Source organism: Microbacterium sp. MYb64 (genome assembly GCF_002979495.1).
Taxonomy (GTDB): domain Bacteria; phylum Actinomycetota; class Actinomycetes; order Actinomycetales; family Microbacteriaceae; genus Microbacterium; species Microbacterium azadirachtae_A.
This window is the reverse complement of the sequence record NZ_PCOW01000012.1, coordinates 53,207-77,501: the sequence shown is the minus strand read 5'-3', so window position 1 is coordinate 77,501 and position 24,295 is coordinate 53,207. Positions and strand designations below refer to the sequence as shown.

Genomic DNA, 24,295 nt, shown 5'->3' with positions numbered 1-24,295 from the left:
GACCCCATGACCAACGCGGATGCCCAGGTGCAGCGTCGCCGTACCTGGGTGATCGGGGGCGTCGCGCTGGTGCTGTCCGCCGTCGTCGGGCTCGTCGCGCGTGGGCCGCTGGGTGGAATCTCGTACGTCAAGGATGCGCTCTGGGCCCTCGGCGCCGTGGTGCTCGTGATCGGGCTCGGGCGTGCCGGGAGCGTTACGGGACGCCGGCCGTTCGCTACCGCAGTGGCGCTGCTGCAGATCCTGCTCGCGAACCCGCTGGCGGCGGCGCTCGTGTTCGGACTCATCTCGAAGGATCCGGCGAATCCCCAGGCAGGGGAGAACGCCTGGAAGAGCATCGTCTTCCCTTTTCAAGTAGTGGTGTTCCTGCTGACCGTGCTCGCGGTCATCGCGATCGGAGTCGCCCGAGCGGTGCCGTCTCCGTGGAACTGGGCGCCGGCCTGGGTACTGGTCGGGTCGTGGGGGATCGGCGCGGCGTCACTCGCGCTGTTCGCATCGGCACCGCTCGGCTCGCCTGTTGCGACGATCGGCGCATGGGCGGGGCCGATCGCGGCAGCGCTCGGAACGGCGTTCCTGGGCGCCGTGGTCATCGGGCTCGGGCTCGGGCTCGGGATGACGCGCGCGCCCGTCATCGATTGAGGCGAATTCGGCCTGATCGATGATGATTCGGATCCGATCCGTACATCAGGATCCCGCGACGGCCCTGGCGTAGCGCTCGGACAGCAGGCGCAGCCGGGGGATCAGCTCGGGCGGGCTCTCCACGGTGAAGTCCATCATCAGCATCCCGATGTACGCGGCGACGGTATCGAGGCTGTCGGCGCCGGTCACCAGGACGCAGTGGTCGGCGTCGAGCGGTTCGACCACGCCGACGGTGGGGTTGATGCGGTCGAGCACGCTCTGCGCGGGGGCGTCCACGCGCAGTCGCGCATGCACCTTCCAGCCGCTCGCCGCGATCGTCCGCATCGCGAAGGCCGTGTAGTCGCCGCCCGCGAGTGGCTGCGGCGTGAACGGCCGTCGCGTCGGCATCCGCAGCGTCATCCAGTCCACCCGGTAGGTGCCCCAGGATCCGTTCTGCGGGTCGCGGGCGACGAGGTGCCAGCGTCGCTGCCAGCTCAGCAGCCGGTACGGCTCGACCAGCACGGGCGCGTCCTCGTAGTCGAAGCGCAGCCATTCGGTGTCGCGGATCGCCGCGGCGACGGCCCGCAGCACGGCGGGATCGACCTCGGGATCCGGCGCGTCGGTGCCGACGTTCTCCTGTCCGCGGTCGACGGTGGATCCGAGCGCCTCCACGGTGGGCCGCAGATGCGCCGGGAGCACCTGCTCGATCTTCGCGAGCGCCCTGGCGCGGACGTCCTCGATGCCGACGATGCCCGCAGCGGCCTGCAGACCGACGGTCACCGCGACGGCCTCCTCGTCGTCGAGCAGAAGAGGAGGGAGGGATCCGCCCGCCCCCAGGCGATAGCCGCCGACCGCGCCGCGCGTCGCATCCACCGGATAGCCGAGTTCGCGCAGGCGCTCGATGTCGGCGCGTACCGTGCGACCGCTCACGCCGAGGCGCTCGGCGAGCTCCGTGCCGGTGCGCGCGGATCCGGTCTGCAGCAGTGACAGCAGCGCGAGGAGCCGCGCGGAAGGGCCGGTCACGGGATCTCCCATCGGTGTGATCCATTAGGAATGAATCCAGCCTAATGGGCTCATAGTGTCTGAGACATGAACAACACCGCAGCCCTCGCCCTCCGCCCGTTCACCGTCTCCGTCACCGACGCCGAAGTCGCCGACCTGCAGGATCGCCTGGCGCGCACCCGCCTGCCGCAGCCGGCGCCCGCCGACGACTGGACCACTGGCACCCCCAACGACTACCTCCGTGAGGCGCTCGCCGCGTGGCGCGCCTTCGACTGGCGCGCCGCTGAGGCGCGGATCAACGCCTTCCCGCACTTCGTCGCCGAGATCGACGGCCAGGACATCCACTTCATCCACGTACGCTCGGCGCACGAGGGCGCGACGCCCCTGCTGCTGGCGCACACCTACCCCGGATCCTCGGTCGACTACCTCGACGTGATCGACCGCCTCGTCGACCCGGTGGCCTACGGCGGCCGCGCGGAGGACGCCTTCGACGTCGTCGTCCCCGATGCGCCGGGCTACGGCTTCTCGCAGCCGGTGACCGCATCGGGATGGACGATGGCGCGCGTGGCCAGGGCGTACGACGCGCTCATGCGCGGACTCGGCTACGAGAGCTACGGCGTGCACGGATCCGACAACGGCGCGATGGTCGCGCGCGAGCTCGGCCTGCTCGCCCCGGAGGGCTTCCTCGGCCTGCACGTGCTGCAGCTGTTCTCGTTCCCCTCCGGGGACCCGAGCGAGTTCGAGCGCCTCGAGCCCGCCGACTACGCAGGACTCGAGCACATGCAGTGGTTCCAGTCGGTGGGCGGCTACAACACGATGAACGCCTCCCGCCCGCAGACGGTCGCGGTCGGACTCAGCGATTCCCCGATCGGCCTGCTCGCGTACAGCGAGTTGTTCAACAGCTTCGGCAACGGCACCTCCCTCGTGCCGCTGGAGAAGATCCTGCTCGAGGTCAGCGTGAACTGGTTCGCGAACGCGGCGGCGGGGATGAGTCGCAGCTACTTCGAGAACGCGCAGGCTCAGGCCGAGCCGCAGGTGAACCACGCGCCCACCGGCGTCGCCGTCTTCAAGGACGACTTCCAGACGATCCGCGTTTTCGCCGAGCGCGACAACGACAACATCGTGCACTGGAGCCGCTTCGACGAGGGCGGCCACTTCGCCGCCCTGGAGCGCCCCGATCTGCTCGCCGGCGACGTCCGCGCGTTCTTCGCGGGGATCCGCACCCGCTGAGGGTCGGAGCCGCGCCCGGATCCGTCATCGTGTTGCGGTCGGCGGCCCCCGGCGTGGGTCGGCGGGGTAGCCTCGGATCCGGGCCGGATCCGGCTCGTCATCCATCCGCCACCCGAAGGAGATCCGCATGGCCGAGGTCGAGAGCTTCACCCTGGACCACACCGCCGTCAACGCGCCCTATGTGCGCCTGATCGGCGTCGAGCAGGGGCCGCGCGGCGACGAGATCTCCAACTTCGACGTGCGCTTCGTGCAGCCGAACGAGGGCGAGATCCCCACGGCCGGCCTGCACACGATCGAGCACCTGCTGGCCTCGCTGCTGCGCGACCGCGTCGACGGCGTGATCGACATCTCTCCGTTCGGCTGCCGCACCGGGTTCCACCTCATCATGTGGGGCCGCCCCGAAGTCCCGGCGCTCGTCGATGTGATCACCGACAGCCTGCGTTTCATCGCCGAGAAGGCGCAGTGGAGCGACGTCCCCGGCGTGAGCGCCGTGGAGTGCGGCAACTACCGCGACCACAGCCTGCACAGCGCCCGCGAGTGGTCCGCGCGGATCCTGGAGCAGGGCATCAGCCGCGACGCATTCACCCGCGTCCTGGGCTGAGTCGCCCCCTCGCGCCGCATCGCGAGCGCTCGCGGAACGCGCCCAGATACGCCGACGCCCCCTCTGCGCACCGACGCCCCCTCTGGGGTGCGTTAGTGGGAGGGGGCGTCGGTGCTGCGAGGGGGTCTCGGCGGGAGTGAGGCCCGCGAGACCAGCGCGTGTCAGGCCCGGGCGATGCGGAGCGTGCGCACCTCGAAGGGGCGCAGCGACAGCGCCTCGCCGGTGCGCGGTGACTCCAGCTCGTCCTCGATGAGCGAGACCTCGCGGATCCCGCTGTGCGCGAAGCCGACCGACAGGGATCCGGACGTGCGCCGGCCGAGTGACTCGTAGACGCGCACGATCACGTCGCCGGAGCGGTCGTCGGCGAGCTTCACGCTCGACACCACGATGCCCTCACCGGACACGGCGACCAGCGGCTCCACCTCGTTCGCGCCGCGGACGACGGTCGACGGCGCGTTCAGCGCGATGCCCTCGGCGGTCGCGATCTCGGCGTCGGCGCCGATCACCAGGCCGACCTGGATCTCGTGCCGCCCGTGATCGGTGTCGGGATCGGGGAAGCGCGGGGCGCGCAGCAGCGACAGGCGCACGGTCGTGGTGACGTCGTCGCCGTCCACGTCGCGGGTGGTGTCGAAGCCGTAGATCGAGTCGTTCACGAGCGCGGCGCCGAAGCCGCCGTCCTCCTGCACGAGCACGAAGCGGTGCATCGAGGTCTCGAACTTCGCGGCCTCCCAGCTCGTGTTCACGTGCGTGACCCTGCGCTGGAAGCCGAACTGCGTCTCGGCGGCCGTCTCCCTGGCGAAGACCTCGAGCGGGAAGGCGAGCTTGAGCAGCTTCTCCGTCTCGTGCCAGTCGATCTCATTGCGGAGCAGGACCGTGCGGGATCCGGGACGCAGGGTGATCGTCTGCCGCAGCGAGGACTCCGAGAACGGCCGCTCGACCACGATCGTCGCGACGCCGCCCTCGACGGACGCCGAGATCGACGACACCGCCACGAGGTCGTCCACGCGGTTGCGGTAGAACCTGTCGATGTCCCACGCGTCCCACATGTTCGGGAAGTCCTGGTGCAGCTGGAACAGGTTCGCAGGCTTGCCGGCGGGGATGGTCTCCCGGCCGGACGCCTTGTCGATGGCCGAGGTGATCAGGCCCTCGGGGGAGACCGTGACGATCACCAACCCGTTCTCGAGACGGAAGCCGTCGGGCACCTCGGTGAGGGAGACGGGGAGGGGCACGTAGCGGATCTGAGTCGGATCTCCGGCAACCGGCGTTTCGTCTCGGTCGGCTACGCCGTCCTCGCTCAACGACCCCGGAGTGGAGGTGAGGGCGGCGCCAAGTGCCTGGGCACCGGATCCGACACCCACCGACGTCGGGGTGAACACGAGCTCCACGTCTCCGGAACCGGCGAGCGCGGCGCGCGCCGCCTCGGACAGCGCACGGGCCTCGTCGAGCACCCCGGAGAGCACCGAGACCGCCTCGCGGTGCACCCACGCGATGGAGGTGCCGGGGAGGATGTCGTGGAACTCGTGCAGCAGCACCGTCTGCCACAGCCGGTCGAGCTCGTCGTGCGGATACGTCGCACCGAGGCGCACGGCCGCGGTCGATGCCCACAGCTCGGCCTCGATGAGCGCCTGCTCCGCCCAGCGGTGCAGCGCCTTCGTGGCGTGCTGGCTCGTGAGCGTCCCGCGGTGCAGCTCGAGGTACAGCTCGCCGACCCACACGGCCGGATCCGGAAGCTCCGCCTTGGCGGCGTCGAAGAACTCGTCGGGGTGGATCCACTCCACCTGGGCGGATCCCTCCAGAGAGGCGAGGCGGGAGGCCTTGCCGGTCATCTCGCGGGTCGTTCCGCCGCCGCCGTCGCCCCAGCCCACCGGGGCGATCGAGCGCGTCGCGACGCGGTTCTCCTTGAACTGGCGCGAGGCCTTGGCGACCTCCATGCCGCTCAGCTGCGAGTTGTAGGTGTCCATCGGCGGGAAGTGCGTGAAGATCCGCGACCCGTCGATGCCCTCCCAGTCGAAGCTGTGGTGCGGGAACACGTTGCGCTGGTTCCACGAGATCTTCTGCGTGAAGAACCACTCGAAGCCGGCCCTTCGCATGAGCTGCGGCAGGGCGGGGGAGTAGCCGAAGCTGTCCGGCAGCCACACGCCCTTCGACCGGATCCCGAACTCGCTCTCGAAGAAGCGCTGGCCGTGCGAGAACTGCCGCACGAGCGACTCGCCGGTCGGCATGACGGTGTCGGATTCGACCCACATGCCCCCGAGGGGCAGGAAGCGTCCCTCGGCGACGGCGGCCTTGATCCGGGCGTAGACCTCGGGGCGGTGCTCCTTCATCCACGCGTACTGCTGCGCGCTGGACATGCCGTAGCGGAACTCCGGCTGCTCCTCGAGCAGGGTCGTCATCGACGAGGTGGTGCGGGCGACCTTGCGCACGGTCTCGCGCAGCGGCCACAGCCAGGCGGAGTCGATGTGCGCGTGCCCGATCGCGGCGATCCGGTGCGCACTCGCATCGGCCGGCGCCGCCAGCACATCGGCGAGCTGCGCCCTGGCGTCGCCCGCGGTCTGCACGATCCGCTGCAGGTCGAGCACGTCGAGCGCGTCGTCGAGCGCCTGCAGGATCCGCATGCGCCGCGGGCTGGTCTCGGGGAGCTCCGCCTGCAGGTCGAGCAGCACCTCGAGATCGAGGGAGAGCTCGAACACCTCGGTCTCGAACACCGCGAGGTCCATGTGCCGCACGCGGTAGAGCGGATCCGGCGATGAGGTGAGGATGTCGCCCTCCTGCGTCGGCAGGAAGGGGTGGTAGTCCAGCAGCACCGGGTTGGAGGCGCCCTCGAGGTACAGCTCGACCGCCTCCTCGCCCTCGGCCCGCTCCGTGATCGGGAGCCACTGGTTGCGCGGGTTGAGGCTCTTCAGCGGGACCGGCTCGCCGTCGGCGCCGGTGCGGTAGGCGAGGGCCTCGCACTGGAAGCCCGTCATGTTGATGTCGAAGCCGAGGTCGACGAGCGCCTCGACGCGCTTGCCGGCCCACTCGGCCGGCACGGTGCCGCGGAGGCGGAACCACGTCGTGCCCCAGGCGGGACCCCACTGCTGCCCGGCCGAGAACGGCGCGTACTCGAGCGCCATGCCCTCGGCGGCCGGGATCGGCTCGCCGGGCAGGACGTGTGCGGCGATCTCCAGCGGGATGCGGGCGGAGTGGACGGCGGGGCGCACGCGCTCGCCGAGCACGCGGGTGACGCGGCCGACGGTGAGCGAGGTCTCTTCGTGCACGGGGGTGCTCCTTCGCGGTGCGAGAATGTCAGAACGCCTGGGGAGATCCTCTCCCGCAGGGCCAACTAAAACGATCTAGTACGGTGAGTCTATGTCACAGGCGAAGCGCATCACCATCGCCGATATCGCCCGGCTCGCGGGAGTGTCCCCCGGCGCGGTCTCCTTCGCGCTGAACGGGCGCCCCGGCGTCAGCGAGCAGACCCGTCAGCGCATCCTCGACATCGCCGAGGAGCACCAGTGGCAGCCGAGCTCGGCCGCGCGGGCCCTGGTCGGATCCCGCGCCGGCGTCGTCGGCTTCGCGGTCAACCGCCCGGCGCGCACCCTCGGCACCGAGGCCTTCTTCACCGACCTCATCGCCGGCGTGCAGTCGGCCCTGGCACAGCACGGCGTCGCGCTGCAGCTGGTCGTGGTCTCCTCGATCGAGGAGGAGATGGCGACGTACCGGCGCTGGCGCAGCGCGAATCAGGTCGACGGCGTGATCGTGATCGATCCGCGCGACGACGACCCGCGTCTGGCGCTGCTGCCCTCACTGCCGTTGCCGGCCGTGGTGATCGGCAGCAGGGACACGGCGGGCGATCCTCCCGCCATCTGGCTCGATGACGAGGCCGCCGCGCACGCGCTGTTCGACTACCTCGCCGCGCTCGGGCACCGCGAGATCGCCTACGTCTCCGGGCCGGCTGAGTTCCAGCACACCCGCATCCGCGCCGACGTGCTGGCCGCTCTCGCGGCACGGGACGTCGCCGGCGAGACCTTCGTCACCGACTTCTCCCCGGCGGCCGCCACGGCCGCCACCCGCACGCTGCTCAGCCGCGCAGCGAGGCCGACCGCCGTCGTCTACGACAACGACGTGATGGCGATCGCGGGGCTGAGGGTCGCGCAGGAGATGGGCGTCGGGGTGCCGCAAGCGCTGTCGGTGGCATCCTTCGACGACTCCGTGGTGACCGGGCTCGTGCATCCGTCGATCACGTGCCTCACACGCGACACCTTCGCGCTCGGCGAGCAGGCCGCGGCGTTCCTGCTGGAGCGGATCGGATCCGCGGATCCGCTGCCGTCCCGGCGCGGCACCGCCCCCGCCCTGACGATCCGCGAGAGCACCGCCGCGCCCGGCCGCTGAGACGCGGCGGCCGCGGCGCACGGCGAGACGACGCATCGGGCAGGGGCGTCGCCGGGACGCGCCCAGGGACGGTCCCGACCCGTTCGATAGAGTGCTCTGGGCCGACGAGAGGAATTCGCTGATGACGCCGGACGCCGTGAACGCGAAGAAGCACCAGGACTACAACCCGGGGCCGCGCGTGGGGATCACCTTCTCCACCTTCGACCTGCTGCACGCGGGGCACATCATGATGCTCGCCGAGGCCAAGCGGCAGTGCGACTACCTCATCTGCGGCCTGCAGATGGATCCCACCCTGGACCGCCCGGAGAAGAACGCTCCCACTCAGACGGTGGTCGAGCGCTACATCCAGCTGCGCGGCTGCGAATACGTCGACGAGATCGTCCCGTACTCGACCGAGCAGGACCTCGAGGACATCCTCCGCTCCTTCAAGCTCGACGTGCGCATCGTCGGCGACGAGTACGAGGACCGCGACTTCACCGGCCGCGCGTACTGCGAGGAGGCCGGGATCGAGTTGTACTTCAACAGCCGCGACCACCGGTTCTCCAGCTCCGGCCTGCGCAAGATCGTCGCGGCCAAGGAGGCCGAGCGGGTCAACGGCCAGGGCTGACCCGCCCGGCGCTCACAGCCAGGGCGCCGGATCCCAGCCGAAGCTCTGCGCCCACTCCTCGAGCTCGGCGCGCAGCGCGTCCGCGATCTCGGGGTGCCGCGCCGACAGATCCACGGTTTCGGCCGGATCCTCGTCGAGGTTCGCGAGAACGCTGGCGCCGAGCACGAACGGCCCGCCGAGGTGCTCCCGGGGCGACGTCGTGAGCTTCCAGGGTCCGCGGCGGGCGGCCAGCTGAGGGCCGTACTCCCAGAACAGCGTGCGCTCCGCCGGAAGCGGTTCGAGCGCGCGGAGCGCGGCCAGCACGCTCGTCCCGTCGGCGTCGTCCGCCGCCGGAGCGCCGATCGCGTCGAGCACGGTGGGCACGATGTCCGTCATCGCGCCCGGCTCCGCCCACTCCGCACCCCGCGGCAGCGTGCCGGGCCAGGAGACGACCGCCGGCACCCTGATCCCGCCCTCGTACAGCGAGCCCTTGTTGCCGCGCAGGCCGCCGGTGGATCCGCCCTGGTAGTCGATCTCCTCGCCGTTCAGCCAGTTGCGGCTCTCGGTGGAGGGGCCGTTGTCGGACGAGAAGAACACGATCGTGTCCTCCGCGATCCCCGCCTCGTCGAGCGCATCCAGGATGCGGCCGACGCCGTCGTCCATGGCGGCGATCATCGCCGCCATGATGCGGCGATCGTCCGGCAGGTCGGGGAAGCGGTCGACGTACTCCTTCGGCGCGTGCATCGGATAGTGCGGAGCGTTGAACGGCACGTAGCAGAGGAACGGATCCGCGGCGTTCGCGCCGATGAAGTCCGCGGCCTTCTCCGCGATGACCTCGGTGAGGTAGCGGCCGTTGTCGTACACCTCGCGCTCGTCGTCCCACAGGTCGTGCACCGGGTTCTGGCCCTGGCCCCAGTAGAAGATGTGCGAGTAGTAGTCCACGCAGCCGGCGAGGAAGCCGAAGTGCTGCTCGAAGCCCCGGTCGAGCGGACGGTAGCCGGAGCCCGTGCCCAGGTGCCACTTGCCGAAGATCCCCGTGCGGTACCCCTCGTCCTGCAGGCGGGAGGCGAGCGTCGACTGCGCGGGCAGCCCTGCGGTGCCGCGCTTCCCGCCGAGGATCTCCTGCACTCCGGCGTGCACCGGGTGGCGCCCCGTCAGCAGCGCCGCGCGGGACGGCGAGCAGACGGGCGAGTTCGAGTACCAGTTCGTCAGCCGCACCCCGCGTGCGGCCAGCCGGTCCAGATGCGGAGTGAGGACGTCGTCGCCGCCGAAGCAGCCGACATCGCCGTAGCCGAGGTCGTCGGCGTAGATCACGACGACGTTCGGCCGCGTCATACGGAGACCTCCGCGACATCCTCCGCGCCGTCGACGACGGTGTTGTTCGAGGAGTAGCTCCCGGATCCGGTGCTCAGATCGGGACGGATCAGGTCGGTGATCCCGCGCGCGGCGAGGTCGGCCGGATCCGCCGCGGTGCGCGAGGTGACGAAGGTCACGTCGTGACCGGACCCGCATGCGTCGACCCACGCCTGGAAGATGGCGCCCCCCGGGCTCATCGCGGCGCGGCTGACCGGGATCTCGTCCGCGTCGACCTCGATCACGATCGCCGTCGTGCGGGCCGGCGCCTGCTGCCGCGCGCGCAGCTCGGGGATGATCTCCGCGAAGCGCCGCCCGATGGGCTTGGCCGCGCCCGTCTGGTCGATCAGGCCGAGGGAGTATTCGAGCTCGGGGTAGTCGGCGAGTTCGCGGCCCACGTCATGGGAGCACCACCAGGTCACGCCCCAGAGGTTCTCGGTGCGCGCCGCGGCCCGCACCGTCGCCTCGAGGAAGTCGGGGGTCTGCTCGGGCGTCAGGCAGTTCGACGGGGCGCCGACCTCCTGCAGCCAGACCGGACGGTGCGGATCCGTCGCGAAGGCGCGGGACAGCTCGATCATGTACTCGGCGTGCCGGTCACTCGCCGCGCTCCGCCCGCCGTAGCGCTGGGCGGTGCCGTTGAAGATCCACGAGTGCACGGTCGTCATGGCGCCGATGCGGCTGGCGTGCGTCGGCACGAAGCCGTGGCCGTCCATGTACCAGGCCGCGTCGTACTCGCTGTGCACGTGGGGGAGCCCCGGAGCGGAGCGCTCCGCCGCGTCCAGCAGTGCGGTGAGCCAGCCCGCGGCCTCATCGGGCGTCACGGGCCACGGGTGCGGGTGCACGGCCGCGGAGAACTGGTTCACCTCGTTGCCGAGGGTGAAGCCGAGGAAGTTCGGGGCGTCGTGGAGCGCCTCGCCGAGGCGCTCCACGAGCGCGACCTGCCCGCTCAGCGCGATGGGGTGCGTGAACATGTTCTTGTCGTGCCAGGTGAAGAGCCACGACGGGATGAAGTCGAAGCTCGACAGATGGCCCTGGATCACGTCGACGCTCGCGTCCATGCCGAACTCGGCGGCGACGTCGACCACGGCGCGGACGTCGGCGACCGCCTTCTCCCGGATGAGGGTCCGGTTCGGCTGCAGCACAGGCCACAGCGGGAAGATCCGCACGTGGTCGAGTCCGAGCGCGGCGAGCCCGGCGAAGTCGCGCCGCACGACCTCGAGGTCGAGGTCGAGCCAGGAGTGCATCCACTCCTTCGACGGCGTGTAGTTCGCGCCGAACCGCAGCGGGGCGGCTCCGCTCGGAGCGGCGGAGTGTGCGGCGTCGGTGCCGAGGGTCATCGAGTACGTCCTTCCGGGACGGGCTGGCGCGGGTGAGGGGAATCGCCGAGGTCCTGCTGGAGATCCCACAGCTTCAGGGTGAGCTCACGCCGGATGTCGGCGTACGCGGGATCGAGATGCACGCTGGTGAGCTCGTACGGATCCTTCTCGAGGTCGAAGAGCTCCCACTCCGGAGGATAGGACGTGTTGCCCGTATTGGGCAGACCCATTCCGTCGGCGTAGTAGTAGATCAGCTTGTAGCGGTCGGTGCGCACGCCGTAGTGCGCCCAGACATGGTGCATGTGGTCGTCGTGCTCGTAGAACCGGTAGTAGTGGGCGTCGCGCACGGGAGTCGGATCCGCCGCGGTCAGGAGCTCCACGAGGCTGCGGCCCTGCATGCCCTCGGGCGCCGCGACCCCGGCGAAGTCGAGCAGGGTCTGCGCGATGTCGACGTTCGAGACGAGCGCCTCCGTGCTGGCCCCGGCCGCGACGCGGGCGGGGTAGCTGAGCACGAGCGGCATCCGCAGCGACTCCTCGTACATGAACCGCTTGTCGAACCAGCCGTGCTCGCCGAGGTAGAAGCCCTGGTCGGACGCATAGATCGTGACCGTGTCGTCGAACCGGCCCTTCTCGTGAAGGAACTCGGTGAGCGCCTGCACGCCCTCGTCCACCGCGGCGACGCAGCGCAGGTAGTCCTGCATGTAGCGCTGGTACTTCCACACCGCGCGCTCGGCGTAGCCGAGCTCGGCGGGTGGATCCTCCTTGAGGTCGATGTCCGTGAGGTAGTCGGCGATGCGCATCGTGGCGTGGTGCGCGGGGGTGCCGCGGCCGTCGTAGTCGTCGTCGAAGGTGGGCGGCAGCGGGATCGGATCCGTGAACAGGTCCGCGTGCCGCGGGTGCGGAAGCCAGGGGCGGTGCGGGGCCTTGTGCCACACCAGCACGCAATAGGGCTCGTCGCCCTGCGCCTCCATCCACGCCAGTGCGTGGTCGGTGATGATGTCGGTGACGTAGCCCTCGTGGCGCACCTGGCCGTCCGGCGTGAAGAACTCGGGATCGAAGTACTCGCCCTGATCCGGCAGCACCTCCCAGTGGTCGAAGCCCACGGGATCGTGCTCCGGGCCGTGGCCGAGGTGCCACTTGCCGAACATCGCGGTGCGGTACCCCGCCGCCTTGAGCGCCGTGATGAAGGTCTCGTGGTCGTTCGTCAGATGCGTGGCGAGCGTGGTGACGGCGCTCGTGTGGCTGTAGGTGCCGGTGAGGAACGCCGCCCGGCTCGGCGTGCACAGCGCGTTCTCCACCAGAGCGCGGTCGAAGCGCATCCCGGCCGCCGCGATCGCGTCGATGCCTGGTGTGGTGTTGACGACCGATCCGTAGCAGCCGATCGCATTCGAGGCGTGGTCGTCGGTCAGCACGAACACGATGTTCGGGCGACAGGGACTGCTCATCGAGTTCCTCCTTGAGTCGCTGAAGGGATTTGGTTCACCGTGTCGGCGGTGAGTGGTGCTGTTGGACGACACCGCGTCCTTGTGGCATGCTAGGCACACTATATCGTTTTAGTGATGGGATGCCAGCGCCGGCCGGCGATGCACCCGGGACACTTCGAAGGAGAACACGTCCATGAAGATCCGATCGACTATCGCCGTCGGCATCGCCGCGGTCGCGGCGCTCGCTCTCACCTCCTGCACCGGTTCAGGGGCGGCCTCCGGAGGAGGATCCGCCGACGGCGAGATCAAGGGCACGGTCACGTTCCAGACCTGGTCGCTGAAGAACGACAAGTTCACGCCGTACTTCGAGAACATCGCGAAGAGCTTCGAGAAGGAGCACCCCGGCGTCACGGTCAAGTGGATCGACCAGCCCGCCGACGGCTACGAGGACAAGATCCTGCAGCAGGCCGAGTCGAACGAGCTCCCCGACGTCGTGAACCTGCCGCCGGAGTTCGCGCAGGAGCTCGCCAAGGCCGGCCAGCTCGCCGACCTGAAGAAGGACTCGAAGATCATCGGCGACTACGTCGACGGCGGCGTCGCGGCCTACACCTACGACGGGCTCGAGGGCACCTACGCCTTCCCGTGGTACCTCGGCACCGAGCTGAACTACTGGAACATGGACCTGCTCGGCAAGGCCGGTCTCACCGCTCCGCCGAAGACGTTCGACGAGACGCTGGACGCCGCGTCGAAGCTCGGCAAGCTCGGCGTCGCGACGCTGTCCGACGTGCCCAGCCCGAAGTCGCTGCAGATCGACATCAGCGACCAGGGCAAGACCTTCGACTTCGTCAAGGACGGCAAGTTCGTCTTCGACACCCCCGAGGCCGAGGCGATCGTCGAGCGGTACGCCGAGCTGTACAAGGAGGGCGCGGTCAGCCCCGAGGCGCTGCAGAACGCCGGCACGGCCAACGCCAACGTCGACAACTTCAACAAGGGCAGCGTCGCGTGGACGACCGCCGGCCCGAACTACATCGACAAGAACCTCGCGGTCAACTCGCCGGCCCTGCTTCCCTCGGTCAAGGTGACCGGCGGATTCGGCGAGCCGCCGCTGTTCGTGCAGGGCATCAGCGTCTCCAAGAACGCGAAGAGCCCTGCCGCCGCGGTCGCCTTCGCCGAGTACGTCACGAACGACGCGAACCAGGTCGAGTTCATGAAGCTCGCCGCCGGCTTCTTCCCCGGCACGAAGAAGGCCAACGAGGATCCGTCCGCTTTCGCCGGCACCGCGCAGAACGCGGAGCAGGCCCAGGCGACGACCTTCGCGGCGGCGCAGATGGACAAGGCCCGCGTCCCCGGCGCACCGGGCAGCGGCTACGTCGACTCCATGGAGAACTACGCCAAGCAGCAGATCGCGCTCGCGATCAAGGGCGACATCACGGCGAAGGACGCGCTGAAGAAGGCGCAGGACTACGCCAACCAGAACGTCTCGAAGTGATCCGATGAGTGAGAGGAGGGGGTGAGCAGATGAGAAGACAGCGTTGGTACACGCCGTATCTGCTGGTGCTTCCCGGTGTGGTCTGGGTGCTCGTCTTCGCCCTGTGGCCGTTCCTGAACACGGTGGTGCTCGCCTTCACGGACGCCCGCCCCCTCCGTCCCGTCTCCTTCGTGGGGCTGGACAACTTCACCCGCCTCGCGGGCGACGAGCGGTTCGGCTACGCGCTCACGACGTCGCTCGTGTACGTGCTGGTGTGCGTGCCGCTGCTCACCTTCCTCCCGCTCCTGCTGGCGCTGCTGGTGCGCGCGAAGATCCCGGCGATCGGGTTCTTCCGCACGACGTTCTACTTCCCGGTGATCGCCTCGGCCGTGGTCGTCGCGATCGTGTGGGAGTTCCTGTTCTCCAGCACCGGAACGATCAATTCGGCGCTGTCGTTCTTCGGCCTGGCGGACCGGCCGATCGAGTTCCTCTCCGACCGCTGGCTGCTCATCTTCTGCGCGATCGGCCTCACCGTGTGGAAGGGCCTCGGCTACTACATGGTCGTGTACCTGGCCGCCCTCGGGAACGTCGGGCGGGAGCTGCACGAGGCCGCCGCGATGGACGGCGCCGGCGCCTGGCGCCGGTTCTGGTCGGTGACCGTGCCGGGCGTCCGCGGTCCGATGATGCTCGTCTCGGTGCTCATCTGCGTGGCCGCGGTGCGCGTCTTCACCGAGCTGTTCATCCTCTCCTCCGGATCCGGTGGGCCGGGAGGCCGGTCGATGAGCATGGTGATGCTCATCCAGTCGATGGGCAAGGGCCTGAACGGGCAGATCGGCTACGCCTCGGCGATCTCGATCGTGCTGTTCCTGCTGACGCTCATCCCGCTGACCATCGTCGGCATCGCCAACAACGGCGAGATGATCCGCGACGCCCTGGCGGGTCGTCGCACGCGCCGCGACCTGCGCGCGCAACAGCGCGCAGAGCGCCGCGACGCCAAGGACCGTGCAGAGGTGACGGCATGACTTCCTTCCAGACCCCGGGCAGCGCCGGCGTGATCGAGGAGCAGGCGACGGCCGCCCTCCACGCGGCTCAGGATCCGGCCGGCCGCGGTCGCGGCACCCGTCCGCCGCGGCGCGAGAAGGCGTATCGCACACGCGGATCCGCCGACATCATGAAGCCCTCCCTGGCCGGGCTGATCGGCAAGTACGTGCTGCTCGTCGTCGTCCTCGGGATCATGGTGTTCCCGTTCCTGTGGCAGCTGTCCACGTCGTTCAAGGGATCCGCCGAGAACATCTACGGCTTCCCGCCGAACCTCATCCCGAGCGCTCCCACGCTCGACCACTATGCGGAGGTCTTCCGCACCATCCCGGTGCTCGACTACGCCCGCAACTCGCTGCTGGTCGGCGTCGGCACCGTGATCACCAACGTGATCTTCGCCACCCTCGGCGGCTACGCGCTGGGGTGCCTGAAGTTCCGTGGCAAGGGGATCGTCATGGCGATCTTCTTCTCCACGCTGCTGCTGCCCGGCGAGGTCACGCTGACGAGCCAGTACCTGACGGTCAAGTCCCTGGGCCTGGCGAACACCCTGTGGGGCGTGTTCCTGCCCGGTGCGATCGCCGCGATCAACGTGCTGCTCATGGCCGCCGCCTGCCGGATGATCCCGGCGGACACCCTGGACGCCGCGACGATCGACGGCGCGAACACGATGCAGCGCCTGCGCCACATCGTGTGGCCGAACATCCGCGGCATGGTCTCCGTGGTCGCGCTGTTCGCGTTCATCGGAGCCTGGGACGAGTTCCTCTGGCCGCTCGTGGTGCTTTCGGATCCTGCGAACTACACGCTCACGGTCGGCATGAACTACCTGAACTCGAACTTCGGATCCAACCCGCGCGTGATCGCGGCGGGCACGATGATCGCGCTCGTGCCGATCATCGTCCTCTTCGCCGTCCTGCAGAAGCAGTTCTTCAAGGGCGTCGAGGAGGGGAGCGTCAAGGGATGAGCCTTTCCGGCCGCCCGGTTCCTGAGCCTGTCGAAGGGCGCTGGATGGCGATCCCGCAGCCCACGGCGTTCGAGCCGGCCGGCGGGATGTGGAGGCCGGAGCGGGTGCGGGTGATCGCGGCGAGCCGGGGGCTGCGCCGGGAGGCCGAGCGCCTCGAGACCGAGCTGCGGGCCTGCGGGATCGCGGCGGCCGCCGACGTCTCGGATCCGGTGATCCGGCTGCGGCTGAGCCCGCTCGCGACCCGGGATCCTGCCGACGAGTCGTTCACGATCGACGTGGCCCACGATGTCGTGGTGACCGCCGCCTCCGCGGCCGGGGCGTTCCGGGCCACCCGGCAGCTGTTGCACAACCTCCGCGCACAGAGGGCCGTCCCGCAGGGCATCGTGCACTCCGCGCCGGCGGTCGCCGAACGCGGCCTGCACCTCGATGCGGGGCGCAAGCACTATCCCGCGGAGTGGATCCGCGCGCAGCTGCACGCCGCCGCGGACATCGGCGTCAACGTCTTCCAGTGGCACTTCTCGGAGAACCCCGGATTCCGGCTCGAGTCGGCGGCCTTCCCCGAGATCGTCTCGGCCGAGCGGATCAGCCGCGCCGAGGCCGCGGACATCGTCGCCACCGCACGCGACCTTCACGTCGACCTGATCCCGTCTCTCGACATGCCCGGTCACCTGCAGCACGTGCTGACGGCGCACCCCGAGCTGCGGCTGCCGGAGACGCCGGGGCTGGCGACGGATCATGCGCTCGACATCACCCGCGAGGATCCGGTCCGCTTCGCCCTCGCCCTGATCGACGACATGATCCCGGTGTTCCCGCACAGCACGCGCTGGAACCTGGGCGGCGACGAGTTCGTGGACTTCGATCGCATGGCGGACTTCCCCGCGCTCGCGACGGCTGCGGCGGAGCGCTACGGCGCGCAGGCCACAGGGTTCGATCTGCTCACCGCGTTCGTGAACCGGGTCGCCGTGCACCTGCGGGAGCGCGGCTTCGAGGCGCGCGCGTGGAACGACGGCCTGCTGCGCAGCGCGAGCGAGCGCCTGGATCCCGAGATCGTGCTGACCTGGTGGACGAACTGGAACGCCGGGATGCGTCCGGTCGCGGACGCCGTCGCCGCCGGCCATCGGCTGGTCAACGTCAACGACGCGCTGTTCTACTACGTGCTCGGCGAGAACGCGGGCTACCGCTACCCGACCGCGGAGCGCATCTGGGAGGCCGACTGGCACCCGGGGCTCTTCCCTGCGCTGTGGGGACCGGACGGGCAGAGCACCGTGCGGCAGGAGCTGGCGCTGCCCTACCCCGCGCTGTTGCTCGGGGCGTCCTTCGCCGTGTGGTCGGACCGGCCGGAGGCGCAGACCCCGGCCGAGGTCGCCGCGGGGATCCGCGGGCCGCTGCGGGCGATGGCGGAGCGGTCCTGGAACGCGGGATCCGCCCTGTCGCTGGAGGACTTCGCGGCGCTCGACGTCGCGATCGGGGAAGCCACCCCACTCGAAGAAGAGAGAAGGCACGCATGACACGCATGAAACGCACGACAGCCGCCGTCGGACTCGGCGCGCTCATCGCCGGAGTCGCGATCATCGGAGCGCCGTCCGCTCTCGCGGAGACGGGCTCGGCGCCCGTCGGGAACACGTCGCAGTGCTCGGCTGAGCCGCTCACGATGGCCTACTACCGCACCTGGCGCGACGTCACGGTGCCGCAGAGCGCGAACTCGAACCTCCCCGATCCCAATGTCACGCGCATGACGGATCTTCCGCCCGAGGTGGACGTGGCGATGGTGTTCGACGCCGGCGCGACCGCCGACACCGACTACTGGCGTGCTCTGCGCGACGAGTACGTGCCCGCGCTGCATGCGCGCGGCACCAGGGTCGCGTACACGCTCTGGATCGACAAGCTCGCGAAGGCGGACATCCCGCTGACGGACCAGGCGTATCGCGACTACGCGCAGAAGCTCGTCGACACCTACGTGACCCCGTACGGCCTCGACGGCATCGACATCGACGTGGAGTCGTACCCGACCGGTGACAACCTGACCAGGGCGATCGGCGTGTTCAACGCCCTCGGCGACATCATCGGCCCGACCTCCGGCTCGGACAAGATCCTCATCTTCGACACCAACCAGAACGGCAGCACTCCGCTGTTCACGGCGGTCTCCTCGAAGGTGTCCTACGTGCTCCTGCAGGCCTACGGCCGCGGCACCGCGGGCATGCAGTCGACGTGGAACACCTTCGCCGACAAGATCGCCCCCTGCCAGTTCCTGCCCGGGTTCTCCTTCCCCGAGGAGCAGGACCGCACGCACTGGGGCGACGCCGAGGGGATCTACGACCCCGCGACGGCGCCAGGATCCACGGCCTACACCTACGCGACCTGGCAGCCGCAGGGTGGTACCAAGGGCGGGTTCTTCGCCTACGCGGTCGACCGCGACGGCAAGGTGTGGGGCGACAACAGCATCACGCCGACCTCCTTCACCTGGATGAAGAACCTCTCCGCGGTGCAGGACGATGCCGCGGGCGTCGCGCCGAAGGCGACCACGGCCGCGCTCGCCCCGGATCGCATCACGATCCGCGGCGTCGGAGCCCCTGGCGCCGCGGTGAGCGTGAAGGTCACCGGCCCGGGAAGGATCCCGACGGCGGCCTCCACGACCGCGGGGGTCGACGGCAGCTGGACGCTCGTGCTCAACCGCAAACTGACCAGGCCGCAGACGGCCGCGATCACGCAGAAGCTGCCGCACACCGGCCCGTCCGCCCCGACCGAGGTGCGCTTCATCGGCGACTGACCGTCGCCGACACCAGAACGGCGCGGGATCCGGCCCGAGGGGGAGGGAGGCCGGGTCCCGCGCTCTGTCCGAGGGATGGAGCCCCGCGATGCGCCGGATATCCTCTCACTCTGTGACCACCATCTCCGCGCAGACCGCCGCGCTGCACCCCACGCCCGCCCAGCTGCAGTGGCAGCGGGACGGCATCGGCGTCTTCCTGCACTTCGGGCTCAACACCTTCTTCGGGGTGGAGTGGAGCGACGGCACCCTGCCCGCATCCGGGTTCGATCCGGCGCAGCTCGACGCGCGGCAGTGGGTGGCCGCCGCGCGCACGGCGGGAGCCGCGTACGTCGTGCTCACCGCGAAGCACCACGACGGGTTCTGCCTCTGGCCGACCGCGACGACGGACTACTCGGTCGCGGCGAGCCCCTGGCGGAACGGCCACGGCGACGTCGTCCGCGAGCTCGCCGATGCCTGCGCCGAGGCCGGCATGGGACTGGGGCTGTACCTCTCGCCCTGGGACCGGCACGAGCCGCGCTACCCGGATCCGGCCGCCTACGACGAGGTCTACTGCGCGCAGCTGACCGAGCTGTGCACGCAGTACGGCGATCTCGTCGAGGTGTGGTTCGACGGCGCCGGATCCGCGGGCCGCGTCTACGACTGGGAACGGATCACCGGCATCGTGCGGGAGCATCAGCCGGGTGCCGTGATCTTCAACATGGGCGACCCCGACATCCGGTGGATCGGCAACGAGGACGGCCTCGCGGCCGACCCGGTGGAGTACGTGGTCGACGTCACGCCGAACGACGTGCACACCGACGCGATGCTCGGCCTCGGCGGGGCGCGGTACCTGCCGCCGGAGTGCGACGTGTCCCTGCGGCACGGCTGGTTCTGGCAGCCCGGGGACGAGCCGAAGAGTCTGGAGCACCTCCTCGGGATCCACTATCGCTCGCTCGGGCTCGGCGCGAACCTGCTGCTGAACGTCCCGCCGAACCGGGACGGGCTCATCGACGCCGCGGACCTCACGCGGCTCGCCGAGTACTCGACCGAGCTGGTGCGGCGGTTCGGCGCTCCGTGCGAGGCGGAGCTCACCGCGCTCGGCGACGGCCGCTGGCGCGCCGACTTCGGGACGGATGTCGTGATCGATCACCTCGAGATCGAGGAGGAGCTCGCAGACGGACAGCGGATCGCGGGCCATCGCGTGCTCGACGGCGGCGAGGAGGCCTGCGTCGGCGGGACCGTCGGCGTGCGCCGGCTGCATGCGTTCCCCGCCCGCACGGTGCGGTCCCTGGAGATCGTGCTCGACGGGCCCTCTCCCGTGCTCGCCGCCGTGCGGGGCCATCGCACGGGCGTCGAGTCGGCGCCGGTCGTGCCGTCGACCGAGGACTACCGCGCCGACGACGCCGACATGATCATGATGTGAGCCGCCGGTCCCTGAGCGAGCGCAGCGAGACGAAGGGTGCCCGGCCCCGGCCCCGGTCGCTGAGCGGGCGCAGCGAGACGAAGGGTGCCCGGTCAGGCTTTGGCAGCGGCCTTCATCGCGCGCTTGTGCTCCCGGACCTTGGTGAGCGACTCGGGCGAGACGATGTCGGCGACCGAGCGGAAGGATCCGTCCTCGCCGTAGGGCGCCGAGGCCTCCCGCCAGCCGTCGCCGGTGAAGCCGTACTGCTTGCCGAGCAGCGCGAGGAAGATCTTCGCCTTCTGCTCGCCGAACCCGGGAAGGGTCTTCAGGCGGCGCAGCACTTCGGCGCCGTCGGGATCCCCCTGGGTCCAGAGGTTCGCGGCGTCGCCGTCCCAGTCCTCGACGAGCCTCTGGCACAGGGTCTGCACGCGGGCGGCCATGGAACCAGGGAAGCGATGCACCGAGGGTGACTGCTTGAACGCGGCGAGGAACTCGTCGGGATCGTAGGCGGCGATCGCTGCGGCGTCGGTCGCGCCCGTGCGCTGCTCGATCTTGAGCGGACCGGCGAAGGCGGTCTCCATCGCGACCTGCTGGTCCAGCAGCATGCCCACGAGCAGGGCGAGCGGGTTGTCGCTGAGGAGGGTGTCGGCGGCGGTGTCTCCGGTGATGTGAAGGGCCATGGGATCAGTCTCCCATCGGGTCGCGGCGGACGTGAGAAGGATCTTGACATATTCGTCTAGGCGAATGCATCATGGATCCATGACCGAGATCATCGAACGAAACGTCTCCGCCTCCCCGCAACGCGTCTGGGAGCTCTGGACCACTCCGGCGGGCATCTCGCGCTGGTGGGCGCCGGACGGCTTCCGCACCGACGTGACCGCGCTCGACCTCCGCCCCGGCGGTGCGCTCGAGTACACGATGACGGCTGTCGCGCCCGAGCAGGTCGCCTTCATGGAGCAGAACGGGATGCCTCTCGCCACGGCGTCGCGCAAGCGCTTCACCGAGATCGAGGAGCCGACGCGGCTCGGGTACTCCTCGCTCATCGACTTCGTACCGGGCCACGACGAGTACGAGCAGCTCACCGAGATCGAGCTGCAGCCCGCGGTGGACGGCGGCACCCGCATCGTCATGAGGGTCGAGTCCCTGCACGACGACGTGTGGACGCAGCGCCTGCTCGCGGGGCGGGCGAACGAGCTCGACAACCTCGCCGCGCTCGTCGCTGCCGAATGAGCGACCGCGGGGGAGCACCGGCTTCCGGGGACCACGCGGGCGAGGTCTCCGGATCCGCCGATCCGCAGCGAGCTTTCGCGGCGATGGGGGAGCCGACGAGGTTCCGGATCCTGGAGGTCCTCGCTGCGAGTGCGAGCACCGTCGGAGGCGTCGCAGAGGCGATCGGCGCCCTGCAGCCGCAGACCACGAAGCACCTCCAGGCCCTCGAGGCGGCGGGACTGGTCACGATCCACAAGCTCGGTCGGCGCCGGGTCGTCAGCCTGGACAGGGCCGCGTTCGCGTCCCTCGCGACGTGGCTCGGTGGCTGGGCGCAGCCCGATCGCGACGACCAGGCGCTGCAGGCGTACGGGCGGGCGATCGCTCACGAGGAGGCGACCCCCGGCGGCGCTCGTGCTTTCTCCCTCCGCGCCGAAGTCGGCGCGGACATCGATGCCGTATGGCGCGCGTGGACGGATCCGACGTCTGCCGCGCGGTGGTGGGCGCCGCCGCACTTCGATGTGCGCGAGCTCTCGATCGCGCCGGAGGCAGGGGCGCAGATCCGGTTCGCACTCGGCGAGCCGGGGGGCGCGACCTATCGTTCGGAGGGGCGCGTGATCGAGGTGGATCCAGGCCGGCGTCTGGTGTTCGCGCTCGCGCCGGTCGACGAGGCCGGGGAAGCACTCTTCGCCGCTGTGCACACGGTCGAGCTGCGTGCCGCCGGTGACACCACGGTGGTCGACCTGAGGATCGAGGCGGACGGCCTGCGGTCCGGTGCTGTCGAAGCCATCGCCGGGCTCGAACAGGGGTGGACCCAGCTGCTGCAGGGGCTCACCCTGCTGTTCGACGACGGACTCTCGCCTGAGGGCGAGCCCCGGGATCGGACCCGCTAGTTGATGATCTCGCCCTGCTCGTCGGCGAGGAGCGACGCCAGGCGGTCGCGCCAGTCCTGCAGCGCCTCAGGGGCCAGCCGGGTCCAGTCGTCGACCTCGGCGACGACGCGGAGCGGATCCGCGCTGCGGTAGGAACGGGTCGGATTGCCGGGGAACTTCTTGTCGGTGACGTTCGGGTCGTCCTCGAACGCGCCGACCGGCTCGACGACGTACACGCGCGGTGCAGCATCGCCGGCCGCGAGCTCCGCCGCGAGGCCGGCGCCGTCGCGCAGCGCCGTGAAGTAGATGTGGTTCATCACGATCTCGGGCCGGTAGTTCGACCGGAACCCCGCCGTGAGGAGGTCGCCGGGCTGCAGATCCGCCTTGGTGCCGTGGAAGAACGGTCCTTCGTCTGTCACGTCGCTCACCTTCTCAGGCTAGCCGCGACGGGACGGAATCAGGCCGTGGCGGCGTCGTCCTGCTGCGCCTCGACCTCGGCGCTGAGGCCGTACAGCGTCTCGACGGCGGCGATGAACTCGGATCCGCGTCCCTGCGCGGCGAGCTCGTGCGCGCGGCTGGTCGGCGTGTGCAGCAGCACGCCCGCGAGGTGACGCATGGCCTGCTCGACCTGTCCGCCGTCGTCGCCGCGCTTGCGGGCGCGGTCGATCTCGGCCTCGAGCAGCCCGAAGATGTGCCCGCGCAGGGCGACGACCGCCGGGGTCACGCTCTCGCGGGCGCCGACCTCGTGGAACGTCGCGGCGGCGGCGCGCACGATCGAGCGGGCGGCGTCGGTCGCCTGCAGCTCCTCGAGCGGCGCGTGCAGCCGGATCGTCTCGAGGTCGAGCAGGGCGACGCCCTCGACCTCGGCGACGTCCGGCGCCACGTTGCGCGGCATGCCCAGGTCGACGATCAGCTGCGACGGCGTCGCGCCGGCGGAGAAGCCGTGGCCGGGGATCGGGCAGTCGACGGCCGTGCCGTCCGGGGCGGGCAGGGCGGCCAGCGCCGGCCCGCGGCCCTCGCGCAGGAGCGCGGCGTCGAGCACGGGCTGCTCGGCGCTCGTGCACGTGATCACGATCGAGGCGTGCGCGGCGGCGCGGGCGTACTCGGCCTTGGGCAGCGCGCGGATGCCGTGCTTCGCGGCGAATGCGGCGCCGCGCCCCGAGGGGGAGTGCACGCTGATGTCGTGGGCGCCGCGCTCGCGCAGCGTCGCCAGGGTCACCGCGGCGTAGGCGCCGGTGCCGACGAGGAGCACGCGGGCGGCGCCCCAGTCGGCGATGCGGCTGTCGGCCAGCTCGAGGGCGAGGCGCACGAGCGACCGGCCGGCGCGCCCCAGAGCGGTGTCGTTCTTGACCTTGCGCTGCGCTTCGCTCGCGCGCTGGAACAGGCGCTCCAGCTCGGGGGAGGTCGTGCCGTGCGTGCGAGCCGAGGTGAGCGCGCGCCGCACCTGGCCGGCGATCTCGCCCTCGCCGGAGACCACGGACTCGAGTCCGGACGCGACGGCGAAGAGGTGCTCGACGACCCTGGCGCCGGAGTGCACGGCGGAGGAGGCGTTGAGCGTGTCGGCGGGGATCCCGCTGCGCTCCGAAACGGTGCTCAGGATCCGGGCGACGTCGCTCTCGTCGGCGGTGCCGTCGACGTCGACATAGGCCTCGAAGCGGTTGCAGGTCGCGAGCACGACGGCGCCCTTGGATCCTTCGGAGAGGGATCCGGCCAGGTCATCCGGGGTGCGACTGAGTCGTTCGAGGAGGTCGAAGGGGGCGGTCTTGTGATTCGCCGTGACGCAGAGCAGCACCCTGAGAGTTTACGCTCCGCGCCCTTTGCGGATCCTGGACGCCGTCGCAGGGCGACACGGATCCGGCCGGTCTCGGTCTGTTCGTCTCGCCGGTTCGGGGCGCGCCTCGTCGTTTTTGGGGCGCGGCACGTCTTCGGTTTGGGGCGTGGCACGTTGTTTCGGGGCGCGCCACGGCCGGGAATCGTGGCGTAGGGCGCCCCAAAACGGAAGGGGGCGCCCCAAAACCGGCTCGGGGTGACCCCTGAGTCCTCGCGGCCTCGTCGGGTCGAGGACCCCGGTTCGGGGCGTGCCACGTCGTTTTGGGGCGCGCCA

21 protein-coding genes are annotated in these 24,295 nt (G+C 70.3%); 13 read left to right on the top strand and 8 right to left on the bottom strand.

The genetic code is table 11. The annotated features are described in order from the left end of the window. Positions 1-6: 6 nt before the first annotated feature. Positions 7-636 (top strand): hypothetical protein, encoded by a 630-nt coding sequence (locus tag CQ044_RS12065; RefSeq protein ID WP_105688686.1) that lies wholly within the window; start codon positions 7-9, stop codon positions 634-636. Between the two features lie 45 nt (positions 637-681). Here the strand turns inward: CQ044_RS12065 and CQ044_RS12060 are convergent, their stop codons facing one another. Further along, the gene (locus CQ044_RS12060; RefSeq protein WP_105688736.1) at positions 682-1,638 is read right to left on the bottom strand and encodes a YafY family protein; all 957 of its coding nucleotides are present in this window, start codon (positions 1,636-1,638) and stop codon (positions 682-684) included. 66 nt (positions 1,639-1,704) lie between these two features. On the opposite strand from CQ044_RS12060, the gene CQ044_RS12055 reads away from it, so the two are divergent. Together CQ044_RS12055 and CQ044_RS12050 are read left to right on the top strand one after the other, a co-directional pair. After that, positions 1,705-2,847 (top strand): epoxide hydrolase family protein, encoded by a 1,143-nt coding sequence (locus CQ044_RS12055; protein WP_105688685.1) that lies wholly within the window; start codon positions 1,705-1,707, stop codon positions 2,845-2,847. A 127-nt stretch (positions 2,848-2,974) separates the two neighbouring features. Next, entirely contained in the window at positions 2,975-3,448 is a 474-nt protein-coding gene (locus CQ044_RS12050) for an S-ribosylhomocysteine lyase (RefSeq protein ID WP_105688684.1), read from the top strand. Between the two features lie 161 nt (positions 3,449-3,609). Here the strand turns inward: CQ044_RS12050 and CQ044_RS12045 are convergent, their stop codons facing one another. Then, a complete protein-coding gene (locus tag CQ044_RS12045) occupies positions 3,610-6,705 on the bottom strand; it encodes a glycoside hydrolase family 38 C-terminal domain-containing protein (protein ID WP_105688683.1) in 3,096 nt (1,031 codons plus the stop codon). A 91-nt stretch (positions 6,706-6,796) separates the two neighbouring features. Between CQ044_RS12045 and CQ044_RS12040 the strand changes: the two genes are divergently transcribed. Both CQ044_RS12040 and CQ044_RS12035 read left to right on the top strand, forming a co-directional pair. Then, positions 6,797-7,819, top strand: a complete 1,023-nt coding sequence (locus CQ044_RS12040; RefSeq protein WP_105688682.1) for a LacI family DNA-binding transcriptional regulator — start codon at positions 6,797-6,799, stop codon at positions 7,817-7,819. A gap of 121 nt (positions 7,820-7,940) precedes the next feature. Further along, positions 7,941-8,426, top strand: a complete 486-nt coding sequence (locus CQ044_RS12035; RefSeq protein ID WP_045271162.1) for an adenylyltransferase/cytidyltransferase family protein — start codon at positions 7,941-7,943, stop codon at positions 8,424-8,426. Between the two features lie 12 nt (positions 8,427-8,438). Here the strand turns inward: CQ044_RS12035 and CQ044_RS12030 are convergent, their stop codons facing one another. The 3 genes from CQ044_RS12030 to CQ044_RS12020 are packed head-to-tail and all read right to left on the bottom strand — an operon-like array spanning position 8,439 to position 12,519. Beyond that, positions 8,439-9,740 (bottom strand): sulfatase, encoded by a 1,302-nt coding sequence (locus CQ044_RS12030; protein ID WP_105688681.1) that lies wholly within the window; start codon positions 9,738-9,740, stop codon positions 8,439-8,441. Beyond that, positions 9,737-11,095, bottom strand: coding sequence for a glycosyl hydrolase (locus tag CQ044_RS12025; RefSeq protein WP_105688680.1), 1,359 nt, complete (start codon positions 11,093-11,095; stop codon positions 9,737-9,739). The genes CQ044_RS12030 and CQ044_RS12025 overlap by 4 nt, the downstream gene beginning before the upstream one ends. Then, on the bottom strand, positions 11,092-12,519 hold the full coding sequence (locus tag CQ044_RS12020) for a sulfatase (RefSeq protein WP_105688679.1): 1,428 nt from the start codon (positions 12,517-12,519) through the stop codon (positions 11,092-11,094). Before CQ044_RS12020 ends, CQ044_RS12025 begins: the two co-directional genes overlap by 4 nt. 172 nt (positions 12,520-12,691) lie before the next feature. Here CQ044_RS12020 and CQ044_RS12015 point away from each other — a divergent pair, with 172 nt between their 5' ends. The 6 genes from CQ044_RS12015 (at position 12,692) to CQ044_RS11990 (ending at position 20,134) form a co-directional block, all read left to right on the top strand. Next, positions 12,692-13,987 (top strand): ABC transporter substrate-binding protein, encoded by a 1,296-nt coding sequence (locus CQ044_RS12015; RefSeq protein WP_105688678.1) that lies wholly within the window; start codon positions 12,692-12,694, stop codon positions 13,985-13,987. 29 nt (positions 13,988-14,016) lie between these two features. Beyond that, a complete protein-coding gene (locus tag CQ044_RS12010) occupies positions 14,017-14,988 on the top strand; it encodes a carbohydrate ABC transporter permease (RefSeq protein WP_105688677.1) in 972 nt (323 codons plus the stop codon). Further along, positions 14,985-15,965, top strand: a complete 981-nt coding sequence (locus CQ044_RS12005; protein ID WP_105688676.1) for a carbohydrate ABC transporter permease — start codon at positions 14,985-14,987, stop codon at positions 15,963-15,965. The genes CQ044_RS12010 and CQ044_RS12005 overlap by 4 nt, the downstream gene beginning before the upstream one ends. After that, the gene (locus CQ044_RS12000) at positions 15,962-17,473 is read left to right on the top strand and encodes a family 20 glycosylhydrolase (RefSeq protein WP_105688675.1); all 1,512 of its coding nucleotides are present in this window, start codon (positions 15,962-15,964) and stop codon (positions 17,471-17,473) included. Before CQ044_RS12005 ends, CQ044_RS12000 begins: the two co-directional genes overlap by 4 nt. After that, positions 17,470-18,732, top strand: coding sequence for an endo-beta-N-acetylglucosaminidase (locus CQ044_RS11995; RefSeq protein WP_181158300.1), 1,263 nt, complete (start codon positions 17,470-17,472; stop codon positions 18,730-18,732). The genes CQ044_RS12000 and CQ044_RS11995 overlap by 4 nt, the downstream gene beginning before the upstream one ends. Positions 18,733-18,844: 112 nt before the next feature. Further along, a complete protein-coding gene (locus CQ044_RS11990) occupies positions 18,845-20,134 on the top strand; it encodes an alpha-L-fucosidase (RefSeq protein WP_258133284.1) in 1,290 nt (429 codons plus the stop codon). A gap of 92 nt (positions 20,135-20,226) precedes the next feature. Here the strand turns inward: CQ044_RS11990 and CQ044_RS11985 are convergent, their stop codons facing one another. Further along, entirely contained in the window at positions 20,227-20,793 is a 567-nt protein-coding gene (locus CQ044_RS11985) for an HhH-GPD-type base excision DNA repair protein (protein ID WP_045271155.1), read from the bottom strand. Between the two features lie 79 nt (positions 20,794-20,872). Between CQ044_RS11985 and CQ044_RS11980 the strand changes: the two genes are divergently transcribed. Both CQ044_RS11980 and CQ044_RS11975 read left to right on the top strand, forming a co-directional pair. Beyond that, entirely contained in the window at positions 20,873-21,343 is a 471-nt protein-coding gene (locus tag CQ044_RS11980; protein WP_105688673.1) for an SRPBCC domain-containing protein, read from the top strand. Beyond that, complete coding sequence (locus CQ044_RS11975) at positions 21,340-22,212, top strand: metalloregulator ArsR/SmtB family transcription factor (protein ID WP_105688672.1); 873 nt, start codon at positions 21,340-21,342, stop codon at positions 22,210-22,212. Before CQ044_RS11980 ends, CQ044_RS11975 begins: the two co-directional genes overlap by 4 nt. Here CQ044_RS11975 and arr read toward each other — a convergent pair. Next, a complete protein-coding gene (gene arr, locus CQ044_RS11970; RefSeq protein WP_105688671.1) occupies positions 22,209-22,619 on the bottom strand; it encodes an NAD(+)--rifampin ADP-ribosyltransferase in 411 nt (136 codons plus the stop codon). The two genes, CQ044_RS11975 and arr, sit on opposite strands and share 4 nt — an antisense overlap. Positions 22,620-22,648: 29 nt before the next feature. Next, positions 22,649-23,983, bottom strand: a complete 1,335-nt coding sequence (locus CQ044_RS11965) for a glutamyl-tRNA reductase (protein ID WP_105688670.1) — start codon at positions 23,981-23,983, stop codon at positions 22,649-22,651. Between the last annotated feature and the right edge of the window lie 312 nt (positions 23,984-24,295).

Bases quoted from the DNA above. Each gene is read 5' to 3' on its own strand.
- CQ044_RS12025 (WP_105688680.1), bottom strand. From the start codon at position 11,095: ATGACCCTCGGCACCGACGCCGCACACTCCGCCGCTCCGAGCGGAGCC.
- CQ044_RS12050 (WP_105688684.1), top strand. From the start codon at position 2,975: ATGGCCGAGGTCGAGAGCTTCACCCTGGACCACACCGCCGTCAACGCG.
- CQ044_RS11995 (WP_181158300.1), top strand. From the start codon at position 17,470: ATGACACGCATGAAACGCACGACAGCCGCCGTCGGACTCGGCGCGCTC.
- CQ044_RS12000 (WP_105688675.1), top strand. From the start codon at position 15,962: ATGAGCCTTTCCGGCCGCCCGGTTCCTGAGCCTGTCGAAGGGCGCTGG.
- CQ044_RS12015 (WP_105688678.1), top strand. From the start codon at position 12,692: ATGAAGATCCGATCGACTATCGCCGTCGGCATCGCCGCGGTCGCGGCG.
- CQ044_RS12005 (WP_105688676.1), top strand. From the start codon at position 14,985: ATGACTTCCTTCCAGACCCCGGGCAGCGCCGGCGTGATCGAGGAGCAG.
- CQ044_RS12055 (WP_105688685.1), top strand. From the start codon at position 1,705: ATGAACAACACCGCAGCCCTCGCCCTCCGCCCGTTCACCGTCTCCGTC.
- CQ044_RS12020 (WP_105688679.1), bottom strand. From the start codon at position 12,519: ATGAGCAGTCCCTGTCGCCCGAACATCGTGTTCGTGCTGACCGACGAC.
- CQ044_RS12030 (WP_105688681.1), bottom strand. From the start codon at position 9,740: ATGACGCGGCCGAACGTCGTCGTGATCTACGCCGACGACCTCGGCTAC.
- CQ044_RS12040 (WP_105688682.1), top strand. From the start codon at position 6,797: ATGTCACAGGCGAAGCGCATCACCATCGCCGATATCGCCCGGCTCGCG.
- CQ044_RS11975 (WP_105688672.1), top strand. From the start codon at position 21,340: ATGAGCGACCGCGGGGGAGCACCGGCTTCCGGGGACCACGCGGGCGAG.
- CQ044_RS12065 (WP_105688686.1), top strand. From the start codon at position 7: ATGACCAACGCGGATGCCCAGGTGCAGCGTCGCCGTACCTGGGTGATC.
- CQ044_RS12035 (WP_045271162.1), top strand. From the start codon at position 7,941: ATGACGCCGGACGCCGTGAACGCGAAGAAGCACCAGGACTACAACCCG.
- CQ044_RS11985 (WP_045271155.1), bottom strand. From the start codon at position 20,793: ATGGCCCTTCACATCACCGGAGACACCGCCGCCGACACCCTCCTCAGC.
- CQ044_RS12010 (WP_105688677.1), top strand. From the start codon at position 14,017: ATGAGAAGACAGCGTTGGTACACGCCGTATCTGCTGGTGCTTCCCGGT.
- CQ044_RS11980 (WP_105688673.1), top strand. From the start codon at position 20,873: ATGACCGAGATCATCGAACGAAACGTCTCCGCCTCCCCGCAACGCGTC.